Source organism: Cupriavidus sp. 22TCCZM01-5 (genome assembly GCF_057798915.1).
The window spans coordinates 83816-104780 of the sequence record NZ_JBYOJR010000014.1; the positions used below are offsets into that span (position 1 = coordinate 83816).

The 20965-nt window shown below is 67.7% G+C and carries 23 protein-coding genes; 9 read left to right on the forward strand and 14 right to left on the reverse strand.

What is annotated here, in order from left to right; all coding sequences use genetic code 11:
• The first annotated feature begins 279 nt into the window (after window positions 1-279).
• The 3 genes from AC3FNH_RS15350 (at window position 280) to AC3FNH_RS15360 (ending at window position 2199) form a co-directional block, all read left to right on the forward strand.
• On the forward strand, window positions 280-876 hold the full coding sequence (locus tag AC3FNH_RS15350; RefSeq protein ID WP_488720645.1) for a thioredoxin family protein: 597 nt from the start codon (window positions 280-282) through the stop codon (window positions 874-876).
• 51 nt (window positions 877-927) lie between these two features.
• Window positions 928-1062, forward strand: coding sequence for a hypothetical protein (locus tag AC3FNH_RS15355; protein WP_276101220.1), 135 nt, complete (start codon window positions 928-930; stop codon window positions 1060-1062).
• A gap of 120 nt (window positions 1063-1182) precedes the next feature.
• Window positions 1183-2199 carry a zinc-binding alcohol dehydrogenase family protein gene (locus tag AC3FNH_RS15360; RefSeq protein WP_488720646.1) on the forward strand — a complete coding sequence of 339 codons (1017 nt, stop codon included), beginning with the start codon at window positions 1183-1185 and terminating at the stop codon, window positions 2197-2199.
• A gap of 92 nt (window positions 2200-2291) precedes the next feature.
• On the opposite strand, the gene AC3FNH_RS15365 is transcribed toward AC3FNH_RS15360, so the two are convergent.
• The 5 genes from AC3FNH_RS15365 to AC3FNH_RS15385 form a co-directional block, all read right to left on the reverse strand.
• On the reverse strand, window positions 2292-2585 hold the full coding sequence (locus tag AC3FNH_RS15365; RefSeq protein ID WP_276101222.1) for a GYD domain-containing protein: 294 nt from the start codon (window positions 2583-2585) through the stop codon (window positions 2292-2294).
• 289 nt (window positions 2586-2874) lie between these two features.
• Window positions 2875-3387 (reverse strand): MarR family winged helix-turn-helix transcriptional regulator, encoded by a 513-nt coding sequence (locus AC3FNH_RS15370; protein WP_488720647.1) that lies wholly within the window; start codon window positions 3385-3387, stop codon window positions 2875-2877.
• 291 nt (window positions 3388-3678) lie between these two features.
• Window positions 3679-4002 carry a DUF2917 domain-containing protein gene (locus AC3FNH_RS15375; RefSeq protein ID WP_488720648.1) on the reverse strand — a complete coding sequence of 108 codons (324 nt, stop codon included), beginning with the start codon at window positions 4000-4002 and terminating at the stop codon, window positions 3679-3681.
• Between the two features lie 16 nt (window positions 4003-4018).
• Window positions 4019-4987 (reverse strand): alpha/beta fold hydrolase, encoded by a 969-nt coding sequence (locus AC3FNH_RS15380; protein ID WP_276101225.1) that lies wholly within the window; start codon window positions 4985-4987, stop codon window positions 4019-4021.
• A 137-nt stretch (window positions 4988-5124) separates the two neighbouring features.
• Complete coding sequence (locus tag AC3FNH_RS15385) at window positions 5125-5733, reverse strand: TetR/AcrR family transcriptional regulator (RefSeq protein ID WP_276101226.1); 609 nt, start codon at window positions 5731-5733, stop codon at window positions 5125-5127.
• A gap of 297 nt (window positions 5734-6030) precedes the next feature.
• Here AC3FNH_RS15385 and AC3FNH_RS15390 point away from each other — a divergent pair, with 297 nt between their 5' ends.
• The 4 genes from AC3FNH_RS15390 to fahA all read left to right on the forward strand — a co-directional run bounded on the left by AC3FNH_RS15390 (window position 6031) and on the right by fahA (window position 9787).
• Window positions 6031-6408 carry a helix-turn-helix domain-containing protein gene (locus tag AC3FNH_RS15390; protein WP_276101227.1) on the forward strand — a complete coding sequence of 126 codons (378 nt, stop codon included), beginning with the start codon at window positions 6031-6033 and terminating at the stop codon, window positions 6406-6408.
• Between the two features lie 448 nt (window positions 6409-6856).
• Window positions 6857-7120, forward strand: coding sequence for a hypothetical protein (locus tag AC3FNH_RS15395; protein WP_488720649.1), 264 nt, complete (start codon window positions 6857-6859; stop codon window positions 7118-7120).
• The gene (gene hmgA, locus AC3FNH_RS15400) at window positions 7117-8436 is read left to right on the forward strand and encodes a homogentisate 1,2-dioxygenase (protein ID WP_276101229.1); all 1320 of its coding nucleotides are present in this window, start codon (window positions 7117-7119) and stop codon (window positions 8434-8436) included. The genes AC3FNH_RS15395 and hmgA overlap by 4 nt, the downstream gene beginning before the upstream one ends.
• A gap of 82 nt (window positions 8437-8518) precedes the next feature.
• Window positions 8519-9787 (forward strand): fumarylacetoacetase, encoded by a 1269-nt coding sequence (fahA, locus tag AC3FNH_RS15405; RefSeq protein WP_488720650.1) that lies wholly within the window; start codon window positions 8519-8521, stop codon window positions 9785-9787.
• A 6-nt stretch (window positions 9788-9793) separates the two neighbouring features.
• Here the strand turns inward: fahA and AC3FNH_RS15410 are convergent, their stop codons facing one another.
• The 9 genes from AC3FNH_RS15410 to AC3FNH_RS15450 are packed head-to-tail and all read right to left on the reverse strand — an operon-like array spanning window position 9794 to window position 19637.
• Window positions 9794-10255, reverse strand: a complete 462-nt coding sequence (locus AC3FNH_RS15410) for an ApeP family dehydratase (protein WP_488720651.1) — start codon at window positions 10253-10255, stop codon at window positions 9794-9796.
• A 1-nt stretch (window position 10256) separates the two neighbouring features.
• A complete protein-coding gene (locus AC3FNH_RS15415) occupies window positions 10257-11084 on the reverse strand; it encodes a beta-ketoacyl synthase chain length factor (RefSeq protein ID WP_276101231.1) in 828 nt (275 codons plus the stop codon).
• The gene (locus AC3FNH_RS15420; protein WP_488720678.1) at window positions 11081-12280 is read right to left on the reverse strand and encodes a beta-ketoacyl-[acyl-carrier-protein] synthase family protein; all 1200 of its coding nucleotides are present in this window, start codon (window positions 12278-12280) and stop codon (window positions 11081-11083) included. Before AC3FNH_RS15420 ends, AC3FNH_RS15415 begins: the two co-directional genes overlap by 4 nt.
• 40 nt (window positions 12281-12320) lie before the next feature.
• Window positions 12321-13190 (reverse strand): polysaccharide deacetylase family protein, encoded by an 870-nt coding sequence (locus AC3FNH_RS15425; protein ID WP_488720652.1) that lies wholly within the window; start codon window positions 13188-13190, stop codon window positions 12321-12323.
• A gap of 1 nt (window position 13191) precedes the next feature.
• The gene (locus tag AC3FNH_RS15430; protein WP_488720653.1) at window positions 13192-15621 is read right to left on the reverse strand and encodes an MMPL family transporter; all 2430 of its coding nucleotides are present in this window, start codon (window positions 15619-15621) and stop codon (window positions 13192-13194) included.
• The gene (locus AC3FNH_RS15435; RefSeq protein WP_488720654.1) at window positions 15618-16226 is read right to left on the reverse strand and encodes a LolA-related protein; all 609 of its coding nucleotides are present in this window, start codon (window positions 16224-16226) and stop codon (window positions 15618-15620) included. The genes AC3FNH_RS15430 and AC3FNH_RS15435 overlap by 4 nt, the downstream gene beginning before the upstream one ends.
• Before the next feature lie 3 nt (window positions 16227-16229).
• Window positions 16230-17201 (reverse strand): lysophospholipid acyltransferase family protein, encoded by a 972-nt coding sequence (locus AC3FNH_RS15440; RefSeq protein WP_276101234.1) that lies wholly within the window; start codon window positions 17199-17201, stop codon window positions 16230-16232.
• Window positions 17195-18916, reverse strand: coding sequence for an AMP-binding protein (locus AC3FNH_RS15445; protein ID WP_488720655.1), 1722 nt, complete (start codon window positions 18914-18916; stop codon window positions 17195-17197). The genes AC3FNH_RS15440 and AC3FNH_RS15445 overlap by 7 nt, the downstream gene beginning before the upstream one ends.
• 13 nt (window positions 18917-18929) lie before the next feature.
• Window positions 18930-19637 carry a COG4648 family protein gene (locus AC3FNH_RS15450; RefSeq protein WP_276101236.1) on the reverse strand — a complete coding sequence of 236 codons (708 nt, stop codon included), beginning with the start codon at window positions 19635-19637 and terminating at the stop codon, window positions 18930-18932.
• A gap of 254 nt (window positions 19638-19891) precedes the next feature.
• Here AC3FNH_RS15450 and AC3FNH_RS15455 point away from each other — a divergent pair, with 254 nt between their 5' ends.
• Together AC3FNH_RS15455 and fabG are read left to right on the forward strand one after the other, a co-directional pair.
• Window positions 19892-20152: a phosphopantetheine-binding protein gene (locus AC3FNH_RS15455; RefSeq protein ID WP_276101237.1), complete on the forward strand. Its 261-nt coding sequence runs from the start codon at window positions 19892-19894 to the stop codon at window positions 20150-20152.
• Between the two features lie 51 nt (window positions 20153-20203).
• Window positions 20204-20953 (forward strand): 3-oxoacyl-ACP reductase FabG, encoded by a 750-nt coding sequence (fabG, locus tag AC3FNH_RS15460; protein ID WP_488720656.1) that lies wholly within the window; start codon window positions 20204-20206, stop codon window positions 20951-20953.
• Window positions 20954-20965: the final 12 nt, after the last annotated feature.

Genomic DNA, 20965 nt, shown 5'->3' on the forward strand with positions numbered 1-20965 from the left:
ACCACGAAAACGCGTTTTTGGTTACTTTTGTCGCGAGACAAAAGTGACTCGCCGGCTACGCCGGCGAAACAGCCACGCCTGCCAAGAGCCACAGCCCAATCCCGCGATTCGGCGATGAACTCTTTGTATATCTCTGTATCACCTCCGCGCGAAGATACGTAAGCACGCGCACCGGCCCCCAATGCAATAAGGCCGCGATACACGAGTCGACTTAAATGCAGCTGTGGCAGCGCGATGGACGCGTCTGCCACATCCATTGCCCAACGACCAGCCCCTATCATGCGCACCTTCATTCGCGCCGCCGTGGCGGCGGCTATCCTTATCGCCATCTATGCCTTCAGCGCCGGGTTCAGTGCCTCTGCCGGCCCGGCAGTGGCCGACCAGGGCAAGGCACCTGAGTTCACCGGCATCGACCACTGGCTCAATTCGCCCCCGCTTTCGATGCGCGAACTGCGCGGCAAGGTCGTGCTGGTCGACTTCTGGACCTACTCGTGCATCAACTGCATCCATACGCTCCCCTACGTGAAGCAGTGGCACGAGAAGTACAAGGACCAGGGACTGGTCGTGGTCGGCGTGCACACGCCGGAGTTCGCGTTCGAGAAATCGACCGCCAATGTGCAGGAGGCCATCAAGCGCTTTGGCATCCGCTATCCGGTCGCGCAGGACAACGCGTATGCCACGTGGTCGGCATTCCGCAACCAGTATTGGCCGGCCACCTACCTGATCGATGCACAAGGCCGCATCGTCTACCACCACTACGGCGAAGGGAACTATGCCGAAACCGAGGCGGCCATCCAGAAGCTGCTGGCGCAGCGCGTGACGCCCGAGGATGCAAAGTCGAAATCGGTCGTTGGGCCGGGCGCCGATCGTTCATAGACTTCAGGCAGGGCCGGCGGATTGGCCGTCCGGCCGTTGCAAGGAGTCTCCATGGCGGATCTGCTCGACTGGATGACCGCGATCGGCGCGGCCGTGGTCGTGTATGCGGCCCTGCGCTATCCGATCTACCCACCTGGCTTCTACGACGACGAGCCTGTCCGGTCGAAGGCGCGGCAATCCCATTAGCGTTTTGCGCGGGATTTTCCTGATATCCGGGAAAGTGATTGCCGGATCATGCTGCTAATCAAGCAGGTCAATGGCGGCTAAGCTACAGTCCATTCTCCCTTCGCTCTCCGGACTGTGACCATGAAAGCCATCGGCCTGACCCGCTACCTGCCCATCTCCGATCCTGCCTCGCTGGTCGACATCGAGATCGAAATCCCCGCCGCGGCGGGCCATGACCTGCTGGTTAAGGTCGAGGCTATTGCCGTCAATCCGGTCGACACCAAGGTGCGCGCGCCCAAGCCGCAGGTGGAAGCGAATCCGCGCGTACTGGGCTGGGACGCGGCAGGGACGGTCGTCGCCGTGGGGCCGGATGTCACCCTGTTCAAGGTGGGCGACCCGGTCTACTACGCGGGCAGTATCACGCGCCCCGGCGCCAACGCGGAATACCACCTCGTGGACGAGCGCATTGCCGGCCACAAGCCGGCTTCGCTGGATTTCGCGCAGGCCGCAGCCTTGCCGCTGACGGCCATCACGGCGTGGGAAGCGCTGTTCGACCGGCTCGGCGTGTCGCCCAAGGGAGATGACGCGGGCAAGTCCGTGCTGATCATCGGCGGCGCGGGTGGCGTGGGCTCCATCGGCATCCAGCTGGCCAAGACACTGGCGGGCCTGACGGTGATCGCCACGGCGGCGCGGCCAGCCTCGCAGGCATGGTGCCGGCGACTGGGCGCCGACCATACCGTGGATCATCGCGGCGACATGGCGGCGCAACTGAAGGCGCTGGGGTTTGCGCAGGTGGACTACATCCTGTGCTTCAACGATACCGACGGCCACTTCCCGGCCATGGCGGACCTGATCGCGCCGCAAGGCAAGATCTGCACGATCGTAGAGAACGCGGCGCCGCTGCCGGTCGAACGGCTCAAGAGCAAGAGCGCGGCGCTGATCTGGGAGTTCATGTTCACGCGCGCCATGTTCGGCACGCCCGACATGATCGCGCAGCACCGGCTGCTCAATGAGGTGGCGCGGCTGGTGGATGCCGGGCGGCTCCAGACCACGGTCGGGGAGAACCTCGGTACGATCAACGCGGCCAACCTGCGCCGCGCCCACGCCATGCTTGAAGGCGGGCAGACCATCGGCAAGCTTGTGCTGGAAGGATTCTGAGTCCGGCCGGCACACAAGCTTCCGCCAGCAGAAAGCGCCTGCCGCACGCAAGTGCCGGCAGGCGCTTTCCGTTTGATGCCTGCATCCGCGTATCAGCGAACCTTGCCGAGAATGCCCTGCATCTCGTCGGCATTGAATGCGCGCAGCGTTTGCGTGCGCACATTGCCCTGCGCGCCGATCGTCATGCCGAAGGCGGTCATCGCCGCCTCATCCGATGCTTCCGCTACCAGCACTACGTCATAGGCGCCGAGCGTCCAGTAGATGTCCTTCACCTGCACGCCGAACTGCGTTCCCATTTCGCGCACCGCGGCGGCGCGCTTGGTGGTGTCCTTCACGGTACGGATGCCCTGGTCGGTGAAGGTTGCCAGTACGAGATATCGGATCATGTTGATTCTCCGGCAAGATGGATCGGCACTGTCCGCGCGGCTGGCGCGGACGGTGGTTCAGGGCTTCGGGGCATTGCGTGCGCGGCCCGGCTATCGGAGCCGGAACCGTGGTCGCGGGAGGCGGGGTGGCGAAGCACTCGCGCTTCCGGAACAAGGCGCCCTTGCATCTGAGCAAACCTGCGTTCACGCAAGTTGCGCGCCATTCGCCGCGCAAGGCGGCTTTCCGGCATTCCGGAGTGGCGCAGGGCACGGCCGGTGGCTCGCGCCGTTGCAAAGGCGATACGGCGGGTCAGTCGCTTTCAGTATCCGCCGCGCCGGTATCCAGGGCCTGCATATTGTCCAGCAGCTTGAGCAGGTAATGCAGCGTGTGCGTCAGGTCGTTCGTGGAGAAGCCGTCCAGCGCGCGCTCGTAGTAGTCGCGGATCTTCGGCTGAGCCTGGTACAGCCACACCTGCCGTCCCGTTTCGCTCATCCGCACCAGTCTTGAGCGGCGGTCCCGCCCGTCCGGCGCCAGACTCACGTGGCCATCCCGTTCCATGCGGCTGACCAGTCCCGACAGGTTCTGGCGGCTCACCATCAGGTAGCGCGCCAGGTCTCCCACGCTCATGCCATTGCCGGCCTCCGGCCGCGACAGGGCGCCCAGGACGGCCCATTGCTGGGTGGTCAGCCCTTCGGCTTCCACGGCGCGCGATCCGGTCTTGTGCAACATGTTTGCGCATTGATAGAGGCGAAAGAACAGCCGGTTGGCTAGTTCCATCCGTACGTCTGGGGAGATCTTGTCGCCAAATTCCGGGCTAACCATTTTCCTGATTCGGTAGTGACGCGTGATGCGATGGCGGCACGATAGCACCGGAGACCTCATGGGAGAAGGCTCAGCAAGGACTCAAGGGCGAGATGGCCATCGTGACCGGGTGGCGGCGGTATCGGCGGCGCAACGTATTTGCGCTTCGCGCGTGCGGGCGCAACAGTGGTCGTGCTGGATCTCAGAACCTAGGCGGCAGGCGGCTGAAGGTAAATTAAGCAATTAACTGACAGTCGACCCAAGCCTCCCAGAGAAGCGGGGCGACGCTTTGCGTCGTCCCGCTACCAGGCGTTAACCGCCAGTCCGCAAAGGATTGGCCAGCCCCAGCAGGCGGCTGAGCCGGCCAGGCCAGCCACTTGCGGCAGAGCCGCCTGAACGGCAGCGTGTCACGCGCAGGGTGGCCGGGGTGACAGCATAGAGTTCCACGCGGCTGGCTTCGGGCAGCGTAAAACTCTCGCTGACGGCCAGCGAGGTGTCTTTCGGATCGCCGTCGCGGATCAGCCAAAGCTCGCCTTCGGTGCAGCGCACCGCGACGCGTTCGCCCGGGTCCGCCACCACGCGCAGCGAGGCGCGAGCGGGCAGGGTGGCTGTCATGTCGTTGCTGACGAGGAACATATCGGTTCTCCCACTTTCACTGCAAAGCCAGGTCCGGCGGCGCCAGTCCCGGCAAAGGCTGTTCGGCCGCCGGCCGGATGAAGCCGGTGATGCGGGCGATGACGCTGGCGTCCTGCAGGATGCGCCGGTGACCCAGGCCTTCGGTCGTTACCAGTTGCGACTGCGGCCATGCGCCGGCGATGGCGGCGCCATCCTCCCAGCGCACCTCGCGGTCGTGCCGGTCATGGACGATCAGGGTTGGAGGTACGGGGCGCGTGCGGCCCACCTCCGGCACGTTGAAGGCGGACCAGGGCATGCCCAGCCATTGCTCGCTGTCGCGCTGCATGCGCGCAAGCACGCGCGGACCGATGCCCAGCTGCCAGGCCATGGTTGCGCAGGCGGCGTGCATGTCGGCCGGCGGGCCCACCATGACGGCAGCGCGCACGGGCAGGCCTTCGCGAATGGCGAGCGCTGCCGCGGCACTGCCCAGCGAGTGCGACACCACGGCGTGCACGGGACCAGCGTGCCAAGCCGCCGCCAGCAGCGAGCGCGACATCTCGAGCACGGAGGTCTGGGCGCTGCCTCGCACTCCAGCATCCGAGGCGCCATGCGACAGCGCATCGAATGCCACCACGCGCATGCCGGCTGCCAGCAGCCCGTCGATCAGCGCATGCCACTGCCCCGCATGACCGCCCCAGCCGTGGGCCAGCAGCACGACAGGGCCCTTGTTGCCCCAGCGGTAGACGCGCACGCGCCGGCTGGGGCCGTGGCCAACAACCAGCGCCCAGTCGGCGCGCGCGCGCTCGATCACGCGCAGCGCGGCGCCGTTCGGAATCGCATGCCGCGGGCCAAACCACAGCCTTTCCAGCGCCCGCGCGGTGCCCGCCGGGTTGAGCAGGCTGCCGACCTGCCAGCGCAGGCGCGTCAGGGCGCCCGTTGTCCCCTGGTCCGGAGCCGCTAGCTTCGCGGCGGGGCCTGGGGCGATGGATGAAAGTCCTTGCCTCACAACAAACACCTCCAACTGATTTGGCGCGCGATCCGTCTGGCTGAGGCAGTCGGGCTGTCTGCGCTTCTATTAAGAACGACCAGTCGTGCTTTTTTTGGTAAAAATCAGGCCGTCATCCTGAATCCCTCGCGGTTGCGTCAGCCTGCCGTGGACGTGCGCTGGCGAGCGCGCTCAAGCAGGCCGGCAAATGCCCGTCGCGCCATCGCTTCGGCGTCGGCGCGGCCGAGCAGCTTGAACGATTGCTGGAAGGACATGCCGATGCCCACCATCTCGAATGCGAACTGGCGCGCATCGACGTCCGCGGCAAACTGGCCTTCCTCGATGCCGTCTGTCACCACACGGGCGATGGTGCTGTGCCAGTCCTTCAGCGACTGCACCACCTGCTCGCGGATCGCGCCGGGTTTGTCGCGGTATTCCTGCCCAAGCGCCATGAAAAGGCAGCGTCCCTGGGTCACGGTACCGCCCAGCCATTCCAGGTAGCCTTCGAACAGCGCCTCCAGCCGTGGCACGCCACGCGGCTGCCGCATGGCGGGACGTGCAACAACCGCGGCGAAGCGTTCCGTGGCCAGTTCCAGCACGGCCTGCTGCAGCGCCTCCTTCGACTTGAAGTGGGCGTACAGCCCGCTCTTGGACATATTCGTGTCCGCCGCCAGGCTCGCCAGCGACAGTTGTTCGAATCCGACCCGGGCGGCTGTGTCGAGCGCCTGCTCGATGATGGCGTTGCGCGTGAGTTGGCCTTTTTGCATGGAATGCAGAATAGCACGACCGGTCGGTTTGTCAAAGAGCGACTCCTGCTGAAGCAGGAGTGAAATCATGCCGTGTGCCTTTCACGTCAACGCAATCGGTACATTGTCGTTAGTGTCAGGGCGGTGCGACGATGCGGTGCAGTATCCGGCCCATAGACAGCCGGCTTTGGCCCCGGAAAATCTCGTTGCAAGAAATCTGCACAAAGTGTTTCGACGGCTACATACGGAATGCTTTGCGTGCTCTATACTCGAATGCACGTCCGCGCACTTTTTTTTCACTGGTGACTGGAGACCGACATGAACAGTACAGCCGTGCCAAGAGGCGCTAGCGAACCGTTCCGGCAACTGCGGGCGTTGCGTCGAGCGCGCAAGCTGAAGCAGGAAGACGTTGCCCGAAAGGCGGGGATTTCGCGAGAAGCCTACCTGCGGGCAGAGTCTGGCCAGGCCGATCCCCGCATGTCGACCTTCCTGGCCGCATGCGAAGCCCTGGGGCTTGAGGTCGTCCTGGCGCCGCAGCATCTCGCTGCCGACGTAAACGCATTCATCGCCAGCCGCAATGGCGGCGTCACGGCAGCCTCGATGGCCGGCCAACCGGCCGCCGCCCCGAGTGCGCCGGCGACAGCGGCCAATCCTGGCACCGGCAGCTTCGGCTCCGGTACAGGCGAAGGCCACTAACCAGCCTCCTCACGATTCTGCCTGGCCGGACACATTCCAGATGTGGCCGGTTCAGGCGGATTAACGGCGGAGAGGGAGGGCAGCAACCGGCACAGTGCAGACGCGCTGTGCCGGTTGCTGGTGTCTGGTGATAGGTGGCCGCACTGGCGCATGCATCCACCACGCCCACTCGCTTTTTGGTCACTTTTGTCGCCAGGGCAAAAGCGACTCTCCGGCTGCGCTGGCGAAACAGCCACACCGCCTGGCGCCCAAGACTTCCCGCCTTCCCCCGTTTCCCGACTAAAACAAATTGAAGCCACGCTGACGGCATCGATTTGACACGTCCGTCCTCAATGATTACGATATAGTAAATGCATTACGCATTCCGTAATTCTTCCTGAGAAGCCGAACAAAACACAAAGCTCCCAGGCCCGCGGCAAGCCGGATACCGGCGTGACATGGAGACACCGTGGACACCAGCGACCAGACCCGTACTGCGTACCAGCCATGCGCCGAGCAGCGCATGCCGCTGCGTCCGCGGGCAGATGGCCTGGGTTGCGGCGAACGCATTGCCGCCAGGGGCTCGAGCTGGATCAGTTTTTCCGCGGATGCCGTGCTCCGCGCCATGCAACAGGCGATCTGTTCGCCGACCGTCCTCCATGCCGCCGCCTGGCACGGCATGCCCGCCCATTCCGCCAAAGAACTCCCGACCCCGACGCTGACCCGATCATGAATCTCACGCACACCCAACTGGCCGAACACGGCTACATGTCCGGCTTTGCCAACGAATTCGCCACGGAAGCGCTGCCCGGCGCATTGCCGGTTGGTCAGAATTCACCCCAGCGCGCGCCGTACGGCCTGTATGCCGAGCAACTGTCCGGCACGGCCTTCACCGCGCCGCGCGCCCATAACCGCCGTTCGTGGCTGTATCGCATCCGCCCGGGCGCGATGCACAAGCCGTTCACGCTGGTGGAGCAGTCGCGCTTCCTGAGCCGCTTTGACGAAATCGCGGCATCGCCGAACCAGATGCGCTGGAGCCCGCCGTCCATGCCGGCCACGCCGACGGATTTCATCGACGGCATCGTCACCATGGCCGGCAACGGCGGCCCGGAGGCCATGACCGGCTGCGGCATCCACCTGTACCTGGCCAACCAGTCGATGCAGGACCGCTTCTTCTACAACGCCGATGGCGAGATGCTGGTCGTGCCGCAGCAGGGCCGCGTGCGCTTCGTGACGGAGATGGGCCGGCTCGATGTGGAGCCGCAGGAGATCGTGGTGATTCCGCGCGGCGTGCGTTTCCGCGTCGAGCTGCCGGATGGCGAGGCGCGCGGCTATATCTGCGAGAACTACGGTGCGCAGTTCAAGCTGCCCGACCTGGGCGTGATCGGCTCCAATGGCCTGGCCAACCCGCGCGACTTCATGACGCCGGTGGCCGCGTACGAGGACCGCGAGGGCGATTTCGAACTGGTGGCGAAGTTCCAGGGCAACCTGTGGCGTGCCGATATCGGCCATTCGCCGCTCGATGTGGTGGCGTGGCACGGCAACTTCGCGCCCTACAAGTACGATCTGCGCCGCTTCAATACCATCGGCTCGATCAGCTTCGATCACCCGGATCCGTCGATCTTCCTGGTGCTGCAGTCGCCGTCGGACACGCCGGGTGTCGACACCATCGATTTCGTTATCTTCGGGCCGCGCTGGCTGGCGATGGAGAACTCGTTCCGCCCGCCCTGGTTCCACCGCAATATCGCCAGCGAATTCATGGGCCTGATCACCGGCGTCTACGACGCCAAGGCAGAGGGCTTCGCACCGGGCGGGGCCAGCCTGCACAACTGCATGAGCGGCCACGGCCCCGATGCTGACACGTTTGCCAAGGCTACCTCGGCCGATACGTCCACCCCGCATCACATCACCGACACCATGGCGTTCATGTTCGAGACCCCGGGCGTGATCCGGCCTACGCCTTACGCGGCCAACTCGGCCTCGCTGCAGCAGGACTACTACACCTGCTGGCAAGGGCTGAAGAAGCATTTCAACCCGAACGAGCGCTGAGCACAGCGGCGCAAAGCCACACAAAACAAGTAGACGGCGCGCGGCACGGTCCGCGTGCCACAGACATTTTCCGGAGTAACTGATGACCGCCCCGACCACCAGCTGGATTGAATCCGCCAACGACGGCAAGACCCATTTCCCCTTGCAGAACCTGCCGTACGGCATCTTTTCCGTAAAGGGCCAGCCCGCGTGCGTTGGCGTGGCGATCGGCAAATTCGTGCTGGACCTCGCCGCGCTCGACGAAGCGGGCCTGCTGCCTGCGGCGGCCAAGGGCAGCTTTGCCGCCGCGAGCCTGAACCGCTTCATCGCGCTGGGCAAGCCGGTGTGGTCGGAAACGCGCCAGCGCCTGACGGCGCTGCTGTCGGGCGCCGACGCCGCATTGCGCGACAACGCCGCGCTGCGCGACCGCGCGCTCGTGCCGTCGGACCAGGTCACGCTGCACCTGCCCGTCGAGATCCCGGGCTACACCGATTTCTATTCGTCGAAAGAGCACGCCACCAATGTCGGCCGCATGTTCCGCGACCCCGAGAATGCGCTGCTGCCGAACTGGCTGGAAATCCCCATCGGCTACAACGGCCGCGCCAGCTCCGTGGTGGTGAGCGGTACCGACCTGCGCCGCCCGAACGGCCAGATCAAGCTGCCGAACGAGGCGCGCCCGGTCTTCGGGCCGTGCCGCAAGCTGGACTTCGAACTCGAGGTCGGCTTTATCGTCGGCAAGGAATCCGCGCTGGGCGAGCCGGTGAGCACTGCCGATGCGCCGGACCATATGTTCGGCATGGTGCTGCTCAATGACTGGAGCGCGCGCGACATCCAGCAATGGGAGTACGTGCCGCTTGGGCCGTTCAACTCCAAGACCTTCGGCACTTCGATTTCACCGTGGGTGGTGACCATGGAAGCGCTGGAGCCGTTCCGCCGCGACAATCCCGCGCAGTCGCCGGAGCCGCTGCCGTACCTGCAGCAGCACGGCAAGAACGCCTATGACATCGCACTCGAAGTGGCGCTGCGCCCGCAGGGTGCCGCTGCGCCGAGCACAATCTGCCGCACCAACTTCAAGGCGATGTACTGGACCATGGCGCAGCAGCTCGCGCACCACACGGTGTCGGGCTGCAACGTGCGCGTGGGCGACCTGATGGGGTCGGGCACGATCAGCGGTACCACGCCGGATTCCTACGGCAGCCTGCTTGAACTGACGCGCAACGGCGCCGAGCCGCTGAAGCTCGCCGACGGCAGCAGCCGCGCGTTCCTCGAGGACGGTGACGAGATCGTCATGACCGGGTTTGCAGCGGGCGACGGCTTTGTCGTGGGTTTTGGCGAGGTATCGGGCAAGATCCTGCCGGCACCGAAGCCTTGAGTTGCGTCAGGCGCCGGGTGGTGGTGCTACGTCGAGAATGACTGCCGCCCGCCCGCAAAGCAGCCGCTTGCCACTACCGCTGACTTCGAACGCATAGAGCACGTTGGCGCCTTCGCCGCTGATGCGATGCGCTTCGATTGTCAGCGATCCGTCGATATCGTCGAGCCGGTCGACGTCAAGCACCAGCTTGCGCACGCTGGCCAGGTAACCCATGCGTGGACGCTGCGTGCCTTGCTGCGAGGCAGCGCCATGCGCGGCCATTGCCTGCGCTGCGTATTCCACGCCGCAGACGGCGGCCAGCCGGCCGTGCGCGCGTAGCGGGTTGTCGGCGCTGTGGTGGCTCGTGGCCACGCAGCGGATGAAATCCGCGTCCCAGTCGATCACGCTGTCGAGCAGGCACATGCTGCCCTGGTGCGGAATCCTGGCGGCGATCCAGGCGTGATCCAGCGGCGTGTGTGGAGCCGGCACGCTATCCGCCATTCCCGGGCCGCGCCTGCGGGTGCACGGCGACCTGCAGCTGCAGGTCTTCCAGATAATCGATCACTACCGAGCTGGCCGATTGCATGGCAACGGCGTGCAGCAACGGCAGTGCGCGCGCGGTCGGTACCGAACGGCGCAGTGTCTCCAGCGCGGCGTCGTCCATCGGCGTCGCCGCTGCGTGTGCCAACGCCACTTCGATCCGTGCCAGCGATCGTTCCGACGCTTCCGGCGACAATAGCAGCGCCACCCCGAACGGGGCGGCAATCGGGCGCAGCGTTCGCAGTGGCTCCGGGTAATCGGAGTCGTAGGCGATCAGCAGGCAGGGCTCGCGGTCCGCCGATACCTGGGCAGCCGCTTCCAGCAGGCCGGCACCGAAGCTCGCATCCAGCGCGCTCAGCACATTGGCCGGGCGCATGGCGCGCGTGGCAATCGACCAATACCCGGCCGCGACGTTGTGCACCGAGTTGTGGAAGCGCGTGGGCGACATCAGCGGATCGGGCTGCGCCAGGGCTTCGCAGATCGCATGGAAGTTGTGCCCGTCCGCGCTCGACGAGGTGAATACCGTTGGCAGGCCGGCGGCCTCCATGCCAGCGGCGGCCACGGCCTGTTGGCCGATGCCCAGCGCCAGCCTGACAGCCGTGCCGCTGCGCCGCCGCTCGGCCGGTGGCAGGATGGCCGGCGGCGCGAGTTCGGTCGGGGCAGGCTGGTAGGGCTGCCGGCCGGCGAGCACGTCGACGGCCTGGGCCCAGTTGCCGAGCCCAGGGCCCAGCACGCCGATGCCATCGATAAAGCAGAGAAGCGGTGCGCCCATGGTCATTGCCCGCCAGTTGCGCGCCCGAGCAGCAGGCTGCAGTTGGAGCCGCCGAATCCGAACGCGTTGCTGAGCACGTGGCGCAGCGGCTGTTCGCGGCTGGCGAGGCGATAGTCGACCGCCAGCGCCGGATCCACCTGCGTAGTGTTGATGCCGCCCGGCAGCAGTCCATGGCGCAGGGCCAGCGCGCAGATCATGGCTTCCAGCGCGCCCGCGGCGCCGAGCGTGTGCCCGGTGGCACCCTTGGTGGAGCTGCAGGGCGTGCCCGGCAACAGCGCGTCCATCGCGCGCGCTTCGGCCGCGTCATTGGCGCGCGTCGCGGTGCCGTGCAGGTTGACATAGTCGACCTGTCCCGGCGCGATGCCGGCCCTGGCCAGCGCCTGCTCCATGGCCATGCGCGCGCCCAGGCCTTCCGGGTGCGGCGAGGACATATGGTGCGCGTCGCTGGATTCGCCGATGCCGAGCAGCAGGATGGCGCCTTCCGGTGCCGGTTGCGGCGCACGTTCCAGCAGCGCGAAGGCAGCGGCTTCGCCGATCGAGATCCCATTGCGATCGGCGTCGAACGGCCGGCAGGGCTGGTCCGAGAGCAGCTCCAGCGAGCCGAAGCCATACAGTGTCGTGTGGCAGAGCGAATCGACGCCTCCGACCACGGCCGCGTCGATCAGGCCGGCTTCCATCAGCCGGCGCGCCGAGGTGAATACCTTGGCACCCGACGAGCATGCCGACGAGACCGTGCCCGCCGGTCCCCTCAGCCCAAAATAAGCGCGCACGAAGCCCGGCAGCGAGTACGGGCTGTGGGTGCCGGCATAGCTGAATCCCGCCGGCAGCGCACCGGTCTGCGGGTCGCGCTGGCGGTAGGCAAGTTCGGTCTGCAGCACGCCTGCGGTACTGGTGCCGAGAAAGACCCCGATACGATCCGCGCCATAGCGTGCCACCGCCTCCCTGACGCGATCGGCGAATCCGTCCTGTTCGAGCGCTAGCAGCGCGAGGCGATTATTGCGGCAGTTAAAGCCTGCGAGCGCAGCGGGAAGGGCGACGTCATCGACGCCCTTTACCTCGCCGACCCAGGTATCCAGGCGGACGTCGCCGAAACGGCATGGCGCCAGGCCGCCGCGCTGTTCGCGCAGGGCGCTCAGCGTGTCGTCAAGCCCGGTGCCGATACAACTGGTGGCAGTGAAATGCGAGAGATGGAGCGGCGACACTGGGTGCGTGGGTGAGGTGCGCGGGGGTGAAGGCATTGTATCAAGCCGTGCGCCCGGCCTCCGCCGCCATGCCGGCGCGCAGGGTCACGCACTGCAGCCCGGCATCGGCAATGGCCGCGAGCAGTCCGGGCAACACCGCCGTGCAATGCGGCTTGCCGGCGGGGTCGACGCCGCTGTTGCCGTCGTGCAGCAGCAGGATGTCGCCGGCGGCAAGGTTGTGCGTGAGGCGCTGCGCGATGCGAGCCGCGCGGTCGCCGTTGCGCGTGTCGAAGCCGCGCCGCGTCCATGCGGCAAGCTGCAGGCCTTCCGTGCACAGCACCGGTTCGAGGAATGGGTTGCGCAGGCCGGCCGGCGCGCGGAAATAGCGCGGTGGCTGTCCGGTGAGGTCGGCCAGCAGTTGCTGGGCGTCGCGGATCTCCCGCCGCATGCGCCAGGGGCCGAACACCGAGAAATCCAGCCGGTGATGCATGCTGTGGTTTTCCACCGCGTGGCCCCGGCGCGCAATCTCGCGCACCAGGCCGGGGTAGCGCGCCGCGCGCTCGCCAACGCAGAAGAAGGTGGCGCGAGCGCCGTGACGGTCGAGCAGGTCGAGCACGCGCGGCGTGAGTTCCGGATGCGGGCCGTCGTCGAAGGTCAGGGCCACGCTGTTGCCGGCCGCGCGCGGCAGCCGCAGCGCGTTCGGTCCGAGCCAGGTGCTGCGCGGCCAAAGTCCCACCGTCGCCAGGGTCGCATGCGTGGCGCCAACGGCTGCTGCGGCCCATGCCAGGGTCGACGGGTCAGCCAGCACGGCCACGGCGGCACCCGCGTGCACCAGCCCGGCACCATACAGCAGCTTGCCGGGCCGCCAGGTGCGCGAGACGGGCGGCGCCTGGTCCCGCGCCGGGACGGGCAGGGGTGTCGCGGGTTTCATCTCAGGCGTCTTCCTTTCGCTTGCCATGGCCGCCGCTCGCCGGCGCCAGGATCGCCGAGAACCACAGTGCGAGTACCGCACCTGGCCCCACGGTCAGCCCGAATGCCTTGAGCAGCGGCAGGTCCGACCAGGCCAGGAGACCGAAAGCCGCCACGGTGGTCAGGTTGGCCAGCAGCAGCGATACCAGTGTATGCGCCGAAATGGCTGTCGTCGGGCCCGTACTGCCCGCGCCATTGAAGAACAGCGCGTAGTTCGATCCGACTGCCACCAGCAGCAGCATGCCCACCAGGTGCAGCAGGTTCAGCGGCTGCCCCATGGCGGCCAGGCCGCCCATGACAGCCAGCGCCGCGGCGGCGAGTGGAAGTACGGTCGCCAGCACGCGCCGGGGCGAGCGCAGCGCGACCGACAACAGCACGAGGATGGCGAGCACGCCACCCAGTGACAGGTGCAGCGCCTCGCGCATATAGCCACCGTAAAGCTGGTCCGACTCGCGCTTGAGGTCGACAAAGAGCGCGTGGCTGACACCGGCCCGGTCCAGCGCCGCGCGCACTGGCCGGCTGTCCAGCACGTCCGTAGCCTTGGCCGATGCCGGCGCGCGCAAGGGCAGGGTGGCGTTCCAGTGGTCGCCATGCGGCGTGAGCAGGGCGTCGATGGCCAGCGCCATCGACGTGCCCTTCAGGTCGTTACGCTGCAGCGGGGCGGCGGTACGCGCCTGCCCGGCCTCCGCCAGGAACGGTGCGAACAGTTCCGGGCGCACCGGCTGCTGCGCGACGGCGGCGCGCAGGCGCTGCGCCAGTTCGTCAGGCGGTGGCAGGCTGGCCTGGCGCGCGCGCTGCGTGGCGGCGCTAGGCAGATAGCGCGCCGGGCTTTCGTAGCCGCCGATGAGGCCTGACGCAACCAGCGGGTCGAGTTCCCGCGCCACGCGCTCGGCACCCTGCAGCACGGATTCCTGGTCTGGGCCGGACAGGACGATCAGGTAGCGCACGTCAGGCGCGCCGAGGTCGGCGCGCAGCGAGGCGTCCAGCGCCTGGTCCGCGGCAGGCACCGGGCTCAGCGCCGACAGCTCGCGTCCCCACAGGGTGTCGTGGCGCGCCCACAGCACGGCACAGGCGGCGAGGGCCACTACCGCGACCACCCAGCGCAGGCGGCCGGCCCTGGCCAGCGGCGCGGCCAGGCGCGTGCCGAGCGGCGTCACATCGCGCAGGTGCAGGTTGGCCGGGACCAGGTGCGGCAGCACGAAGCGCGTGACCAGTGCGGCCGTGGCCAGGCCGGCAATCGAGTACAGGCCGAGCTGCGCCAGCCCCGGGAAGCCTGACAGCAGCAGCGAGGCAAAGCCGCACACCGAGGTCAGCACGCCGAGCCGCACGGTCGGCCAGAAGCCGGCAATCCATGCGCGGTTGTCGCGCTGCCCGCCGCGCGTGTACTGCGCCGACTGGACGAACAGGTAGATCGAGTAGTCCACGGCTTCGCCGATCAGCGTGGTGCCGAAGCCGAGCGTGAGCCCGTGCACCGTGCCGCCAAAGCCAAGGCTGACCGCCGCCACGCCGGCCAGCGCGCCGGATAGCACGGGCACCAGCCCGAGCACCAGCAGCGGCACCGAGCGGTACACCAGCAGCAGCAGCGTGACGATGATGGCGATACCGATGCTCGACAGCCGCTCGACGTCGTGCCGGATCGTGTCGCGCGCCTTGACCGAGAACACGCCGGGGCCGGTCATCACGAGCCGGTATGGACCGGCCTTTGCCGCGCCGGCAAAGGCCTCCCGGATGGCGTCGATGGCCCTGGCCTGGCCGTCGGTATCGGAACCGGCGCTGGCCGTCTGCGCCAGCAGCACGGCACGCCGGCCATCGCGCGAGACCCAGGCGCCCGCATGCAGCGGCACGCGCTGCTGGGCATCTAGCTGCGACATGACCGACATCACCTCGCCGGTAGGGTCGCGTGGCAACAGCGACTTGGTGAAGAGCCCGGCGGGGGATGCCAGCAGGTCGAAGGTGTCGGCGACGGCTGCGGCAAGCCCCTGCGGCGAGAAGCGTTCGGGCGTGACGGTCGGACTCAGCAGGTAGCGGTGGTCGTAGAGATAGCGCTGGTCGGCGGCCTGGTTGACCGGTTCGCCGTTGCTGATGGCCGAGAACGCCGCATTCTGGCGCAGGTGCGCGGCCATGGCGCGCGACACCGCCGCGCGCCCGTCCGCGTCGCCGCCTTCCACGCCGACCAGGATAAGGCGCGAGACCAGCCCTTCGCGCAACTGGTCCACCAGCAGCTGCTGTTCGGCGGTGGGCAGTCGCGGCAGGAAGGCCGACAGGTCGGCGGTGAAACTGGTGCGCGTGACGACCGCCGCGCAGGCCAGCAGCCACGCCAGCCAAAGCGCCACGGCCAGGCGCGCTGCCGGCAGGGCGGTTGTACGCGGCCCCCCGCGCGGCGCGAACCTCATGGCCGGGTGGCGGGGCGGATCTTCATGACCGAGCGGTCGCCGTCGGCCTGGCGGATTTCCACGCTGTCGAGCGCATCATTGGCGCCGTCGATGCGCACCTGGCTGACCATGGCGGCCATGCGCGAATCGGCTGGCGTGAGCGTCAGCGTCCAGCGGCTGGCGCGCCCTTCGAGTCCGAGCTTGTAGTAGCGTTCCAGCGCGCTGCGGTTGCCCGCGAGCGTGCCGCGGATGCTCTCGATAAAGGCGGCGATTTCCGGGTAGTTCTGCAGCGGCATGGTGTAGCGCTTGCCGCCACGCTCCACGGTCATCATGTCGCCGTCCAGCACCAGGTTTTCCGGCTTGGGCGTGACGGTGCGCTTTTCCAGATGGTCAGGCGCGACGAAGACAAGTTCGCCGCTCGATTCCACCGGGCGCTCCAGGATGGCCAGGTACTTCGTCTCGGTGAACTGCACGCGCCCTGACTTGCGTTGCGCGAGCGCCGACATGAGCTGGTCGACACCCCAGGCAGCCGGGCCGCTGCCGGCGGCCAGCGCCTGGGTGGCCATGCCGGGCAGCAGTGCGGCGCCCAGCAGCAGGGCTGGAAGGGTCAGGCGGATTCGGCGCATGGATCAGGGCTCGTTGCCGGGCGGCGGCTGCTCGGACAGCGGCGGGCCAGCGTGCCAGAAGTCGTAGAAGTTGAACCAGTTGTAGGGGGCGCTGCGGCAGAACTGCTCGAGCAGCGCCACGTAGCGCTGCAGCGCGGCCTGTACCTCGGCCTCGCGGCGCCCGCGCGCCACCTGCGAGAAATCGGCCAGCCGCACGAAGTGCACATCATAGCGGTTGCCGCCGCGATACAGCCCGGTGATGAAGAATACGGGCCGGCGCAGCATGGCCGCCATGCGCAGCGGCCCGGTCGGGAAGCCCGTGGGCGCGCCGAGGAAATCGCACTGCTGGATCGGGTCGGTGGCGCGCTGCGACAGCGTGCGGTCGGCCAGCATGCCGATCATGTAGCCGCGGTCGAGGTAGTCGCGCACCTTGAGCATGGCGTCGACCTTGCCGAGCGTGATCAGGTCGCGCCGCATGGCCGGGTTGATCGACTGCAACACGTCGTTGAGCTTGTGGGCGTTCTCTTCGTACATGGTGATCGCGACCCGCATGTCGGGACGCTGGCGGCCCATGGCGCGGATCACCTCGAAGCTCCCCAGGTGGGCGCCGAGCAGGAACGCGCCATGTCCTTGCGCGATGGTCTCCTCGAGCTGCTTCGCACCGTGCAGGCGGATATCGAACAGGTCGAAGCGTCCGTTGAGCAGGTAGATGCGGTCATGGATAGTGGACGCGAACGTGAAGACATGGCGGAAGCCATCGAGCCAGCCGGCTTGTCGGCCGAGCGCACGGTCCAGGTACGCGCGCGACGCATGGCGCGCCGTCGGCGAGAACAGCGTGAAGTAGGCGGCGATCAGCCGCAGCACCACGCGTCCGGCGGGACGGCCCAGCTTCAGCGAAATCCCCGTCATGATGCGCAGCAGCGTGACGTTGCTGCGCTCCTGCCGGCTGGACCAGTCCGCGTCCAGCGATTGCGGCTTGCGTAGCCAGGTCAGCATGGCGATGCCTCCTGGCCTGCCTGTGCCGGCCGCGGGCTCAGCGTGCCGCTGGCCACGTCGCGCCCGCCCGCGCTCAGGGTGAAGCGGATGGTCGCCATGTCCGCCCCGGTGCTGCCGCCTTGCCACTGGTGCGCCACCTCGACCCGTTCGCCGGGGCGGACCGGGCTGAGGAACTTGACCGTGCCGACCTGGCTGACCTCAAGCGCATGCCCGAGCGCCGCGCCGATCTGCAGGATCGCGTGGTCCAGCAGCACCACGCCGGGCACCACGGGATTGCCCGGGAAATGGCCCGCCAGTGCCGGGTGCCCGGCGTCGATCACGAAGCCGGGCGCATGACGTTGCGCAAGCTGGGCCGCGACCAGCCGCGCCAGCGGCTCGCGCGGCAGCTTGCCGGCGGCGTTGCGCGGCAGCCGTTCGACCAGGCAAAGCGGGCGGGGCAGGAAAGCGGCATCGATGCGCGCGCGCAGCGCCTGCAGGATCTGCGCCGCCGGCACGCCGGGGGCCACGGCCAGTGCTGCCAGCCGCACCACGCGGCCGGCGGCCTCGTCTTCGTGGACGTCGTCGGGCAGGAAGAAGGTGCCGTCTTCCACGCCGTCGATGTTCGCGAGCTGCTGGTTCAGGTAGGCGAGCGAGGTGCGCTTGCCCGCGATCTTGATCATGTCCGCCTTGCGGCCGTGGAGCAGGAAGCGCGTGGCGTCGATCGGCCCGATGGCGTCGCCGAGCGCGACCGGCTGGTCGAGGTGGCCGCCCGCGGCCCAGGTCATCGTCCCGGTGTCGCCGTCGGCGCAGGGGGCAGGGCGGTGGGCCAGCGTGATGCCGGGCAGCAGCGTCCATGCCTCCGTATCGGCCGTCGCGCGCGTGGCGAGCGCACCGGTCTCGGTGCTGCCATAAATCTCCCGCACGGGTGCTGCCAGGCCAGTCTGCGCCTGTCTTGCCAGGGCACGGCCCAGCGGGGCCGTGGCCGAGAGCACCAGGTCGGCCGGCGGCAGGCTGCCGGCAGCCTGCAACAGCGCGCGCAGGTGCACGGGGGAAGTCACCAGCGCACGTGGCTGCGGGACACCGTGCAGGGCGGCGCGGATATCGGCCGGATAGAAGGCCGCGGCCGCGGCGAGGGCGGCGCCGCCTTGCAGCACCAGCATGACGGTCGCCTCCAGGCCGAACATATGCTGCGGCGGCAGCGTACCGACCAGGGTCCAGGCACGGCCGTCGAGCAGGCCGAGGCGCTGTGCCGTGGAGCGCGCGCCGCGTACCATCGCGCCCCAGGTCTTGGCGTGGGCGACAGGCTGGCCGGTCGAGCCCGAGGTGAATACATAGGCCATCAGCCGTTCGGCGGGAATCTCGGGCACCGTCAGTGGAGCAGCAGGTATCGCCTGGTCTGCCGGCGCCTCATAGAAGAAACGGGGCAGCGCCACGTCGCAATGCGCATCGTCATGCAGGCAGAAGACGTCCGGCGCAAACGCAGCCAGTTGCTGCACCAGGTCTGGCGTCTGCGACGACGGCAGCAGGCTCACCTTGCCGCGCAGCAGCGCGGCGCACAGCCCGACCGCGAAGCGGTAACGGTCCGTGCAGGCATTGAAGACGTGGTTGCCGGCAGGCAATCGCGCGGCGAGTGCGTCGACGTCGGCCAAGAACCGGCTGGCCGTGATGGCCCGGCCGCCTTGCCAGGCGATGACGCTGTCCGGCCCGGGGTGCGAGAGCAGTGGGAACGTGGTCATGGGCACACCACCTTCAGCGCGTGCCGGCGCGGCTGGCGCGCTCGGTCATCACAGCCCGATAGCCGCGCACGGCATCGAGCACGCCCGTGTGCTGCGCCGCCGGCAGGACGACGCGGCGGCAGGCGGCTTCGGCCACGAACATCAGCGCCACCAGGGCTGGCGTACCGAGGTTGGCGAAGGTCGACCACGCGGGCATCGGCGCAAGCGCGAACAGGACCAGCGACGCCGCCGCCGTGAGCGCGAAGAACAGGGTCCAGGCCTGGGTGACGCGCCGTGTGTAGCGCCGCATGTCCGGCGTCAGCGGCCCATGCACGGCAGCCGCGAATTCGGTGCACAGCGGCATGCCGCCCGGGCGCAGCGTGCGGCCGAACATGGCGGCCAGCGCCGCATTCGCGCCAAAGTGCTGCAGGAAGTAAGTCCAGCCGAAATGTGCGGCCAGCGGCATGCGGCCTACCCACAAGGCAAGGCCGCACGCGGCCAGCAGGAGAAGCCAGGGAAGGCGCGGGGCCGACCGCCACGCGGCGACCAGTGCAATCAGCAAGAACGGCGCGAGGCCTAGCCACAGCGCGCTGACTTCGGCGCCCGGCGTATGCGCCGCGTGATGGAGAGCCGACTCGTAGGCCACGAAACCCACGGGCGCGGCCATCCAGCTGACGCGCTGTAGCAGCGGCGCGGCGCCGGCGGATGTGACAACGGAGTGGGGAGACTGGCTCGAAGGCATGTGGTGGCTATTGTGGTGCAAAATGCTCTTTTCTTGCCACCGAACCGGCACATGGAACATTTCCAGCGTGCCCCGGCGGCAAAGCGAACGTTTTATACCTTAAAAGACCCCGCCGGCGCAGCGATGTTTCAGCAAAGTCGCTCCCAATGTTGTTACTAAACTTCTCGCAGGTAGTGCGATGTGCCGCGCTTTGGTAGCATCGCCCCGCCATCCTCCGGCGCCTCTTTTGGGCGTGGAAGAGGACAATGACGACCATGAACGAACTTCAAACGGAACTCGCCAGCCTGATCCTTGGCGAACTCGACATCGCGGACCTGAAACTGGAGGACGTCAGCGCCGATACGCCGCTCTATGGCGACGGTTTCGGGCTGGATTCCATCGACATCCTCGAAATCGCGCTGCTGGTGTCGCGCAAATACGGGGTCGAACTGCGCTCGGACAACCCCGACAACAAGACGATCTTTGCCTCGCTGGGCAGCCTGGCCGCCTACGTCGCGGCCAACCGGTCGCTCTGAACGCGGCTCTCGGGCCACCGCACGGGGTATCCGGCAGACAGGGAGCAGCATATGGCGCAGCACGGCAGGCCGCAGATCACGCGCAGGGTGGCGCTCGTCACCGGTGCAAGCGGCGCCATCGGCAGTGCCGTCAGCCACGCGCTGGCGGCGGCCGGGCACGAGGTCTGGGTCCATGCCAACCGCAACCTGGCGCAGGCGGAAGCCGTGGCGGCCGCCATCCGCGCCGCGGGCGGCGTTGCCACCGCCATCGCCTTTGACGTGACCGACGCCGACGCCACCGAAGCGGCGCTGCAGGGCATCCTCGCCCATGGAACAGTCCAGATCCTGGTCAATAACGCCGGCATCCACGACGATGCGCCGTTGCTCGGCATGAGCCGCGATCAATGGCGCCGCGTGATCGATGTCTCGCTGCATGGTTTTTTCCACGTCACCCAGCCCTTGCTGATGCCCATGATGCGTACGCGCTGGGGCCGCATCATCAATATGGCCTCGGTGGCGGGCGTGATGGGCAACCGCGGGCAGGCCAACTACGCCGCGGCCAAGGCGGGCCTGATCGGCGCCACGCGTTCGCTGGCGATCGAGATGGCCTCGCGCGGCGTGACGGTCAATGCCGTGGCGCCGGGCGTGATCGAGTCGCCCATGACCGAACTGGCGTTTCCCGCCGAACGCATCCGCCAGATCATTCCGGCGGGCCGCGCGGGCACGCCCGAGGAGGTGGCGGGCATGGTGGCCTACCTGGCTTCCGACGCAGCAGCCTACGTGACCGGCCAGGTGCTGTCGGTCAATGGCGGCATGGCCTGAACCGAGCGCGCC

What these genes read in the sequence shown, in the direction of transcription:
- AC3FNH_RS15350 (WP_488720645.1), top strand. Translation starts at nt 280, where the DNA reads ATGCGCACCTTCATTCGCGCCGCCGTGGCGGCGGCTATCCTTATCGCC.
- AC3FNH_RS15355 (WP_276101220.1), top strand. Translation starts at nt 928, where the DNA reads ATGGCGGATCTGCTCGACTGGATGACCGCGATCGGCGCGGCCGTGGTC.
- AC3FNH_RS15360 (WP_488720646.1), top strand. Translation starts at nt 1,183, where the DNA reads ATGAAAGCCATCGGCCTGACCCGCTACCTGCCCATCTCCGATCCTGCC.
- AC3FNH_RS15365 (WP_276101222.1), bottom strand. Translation starts at nt 2,585, where the DNA reads ATGATCCGATATCTCGTACTGGCAACCTTCACCGACCAGGGCATCCGT.
- AC3FNH_RS15370 (WP_488720647.1), bottom strand. Translation starts at nt 3,387, where the DNA reads ATGGTTAGCCCGGAATTTGGCGACAAGATCTCCCCAGACGTACGGATG.
- AC3FNH_RS15375 (WP_488720648.1), bottom strand. Translation starts at nt 4,002, where the DNA reads ATGTTCCTCGTCAGCAACGACATGACAGCCACCCTGCCCGCTCGCGCC.
- AC3FNH_RS15385 (WP_276101226.1), bottom strand. Translation starts at nt 5,733, where the DNA reads ATGCAAAAAGGCCAACTCACGCGCAACGCCATCATCGAGCAGGCGCTC.
- AC3FNH_RS15390 (WP_276101227.1), top strand. Translation starts at nt 6,031, where the DNA reads ATGAACAGTACAGCCGTGCCAAGAGGCGCTAGCGAACCGTTCCGGCAA.
- hmgA (WP_276101229.1), top strand. Translation starts at nt 7,117, where the DNA reads ATGAATCTCACGCACACCCAACTGGCCGAACACGGCTACATGTCCGGC.
- fahA (WP_488720650.1), top strand. Translation starts at nt 8,519, where the DNA reads ATGACCGCCCCGACCACCAGCTGGATTGAATCCGCCAACGACGGCAAG.
- AC3FNH_RS15415 (WP_276101231.1), bottom strand. Translation starts at nt 11,084, where the DNA reads ATGACCATGGGCGCACCGCTTCTCTGCTTTATCGATGGCATCGGCGTG.
- AC3FNH_RS15425 (WP_488720652.1), bottom strand. Translation starts at nt 13,190, where the DNA reads ATGAAACCCGCGACACCCCTGCCCGTCCCGGCGCGGGACCAGGCGCCG.
- AC3FNH_RS15430 (WP_488720653.1), bottom strand. Translation starts at nt 15,621, where the DNA reads ATGAGGTTCGCGCCGCGCGGGGGGCCGCGTACAACCGCCCTGCCGGCA.
- AC3FNH_RS15435 (WP_488720654.1), bottom strand. Translation starts at nt 16,226, where the DNA reads ATGCGCCGAATCCGCCTGACCCTTCCAGCCCTGCTGCTGGGCGCCGCA.
- AC3FNH_RS15440 (WP_276101234.1), bottom strand. Translation starts at nt 17,201, where the DNA reads ATGCTGACCTGGCTACGCAAGCCGCAATCGCTGGACGCGGACTGGTCC.
- AC3FNH_RS15445 (WP_488720655.1), bottom strand. Translation starts at nt 18,916, where the DNA reads ATGACCACGTTCCCACTGCTCTCGCACCCCGGGCCGGACAGCGTCATC.
- AC3FNH_RS15450 (WP_276101236.1), bottom strand. Translation starts at nt 19,637, where the DNA reads ATGCCTTCGAGCCAGTCTCCCCACTCCGTTGTCACATCCGCCGGCGCC.
- AC3FNH_RS15455 (WP_276101237.1), top strand. Translation starts at nt 19,892, where the DNA reads ATGAACGAACTTCAAACGGAACTCGCCAGCCTGATCCTTGGCGAACTC.
- fabG (WP_488720656.1), top strand. Translation starts at nt 20,204, where the DNA reads ATGGCGCAGCACGGCAGGCCGCAGATCACGCGCAGGGTGGCGCTCGTC.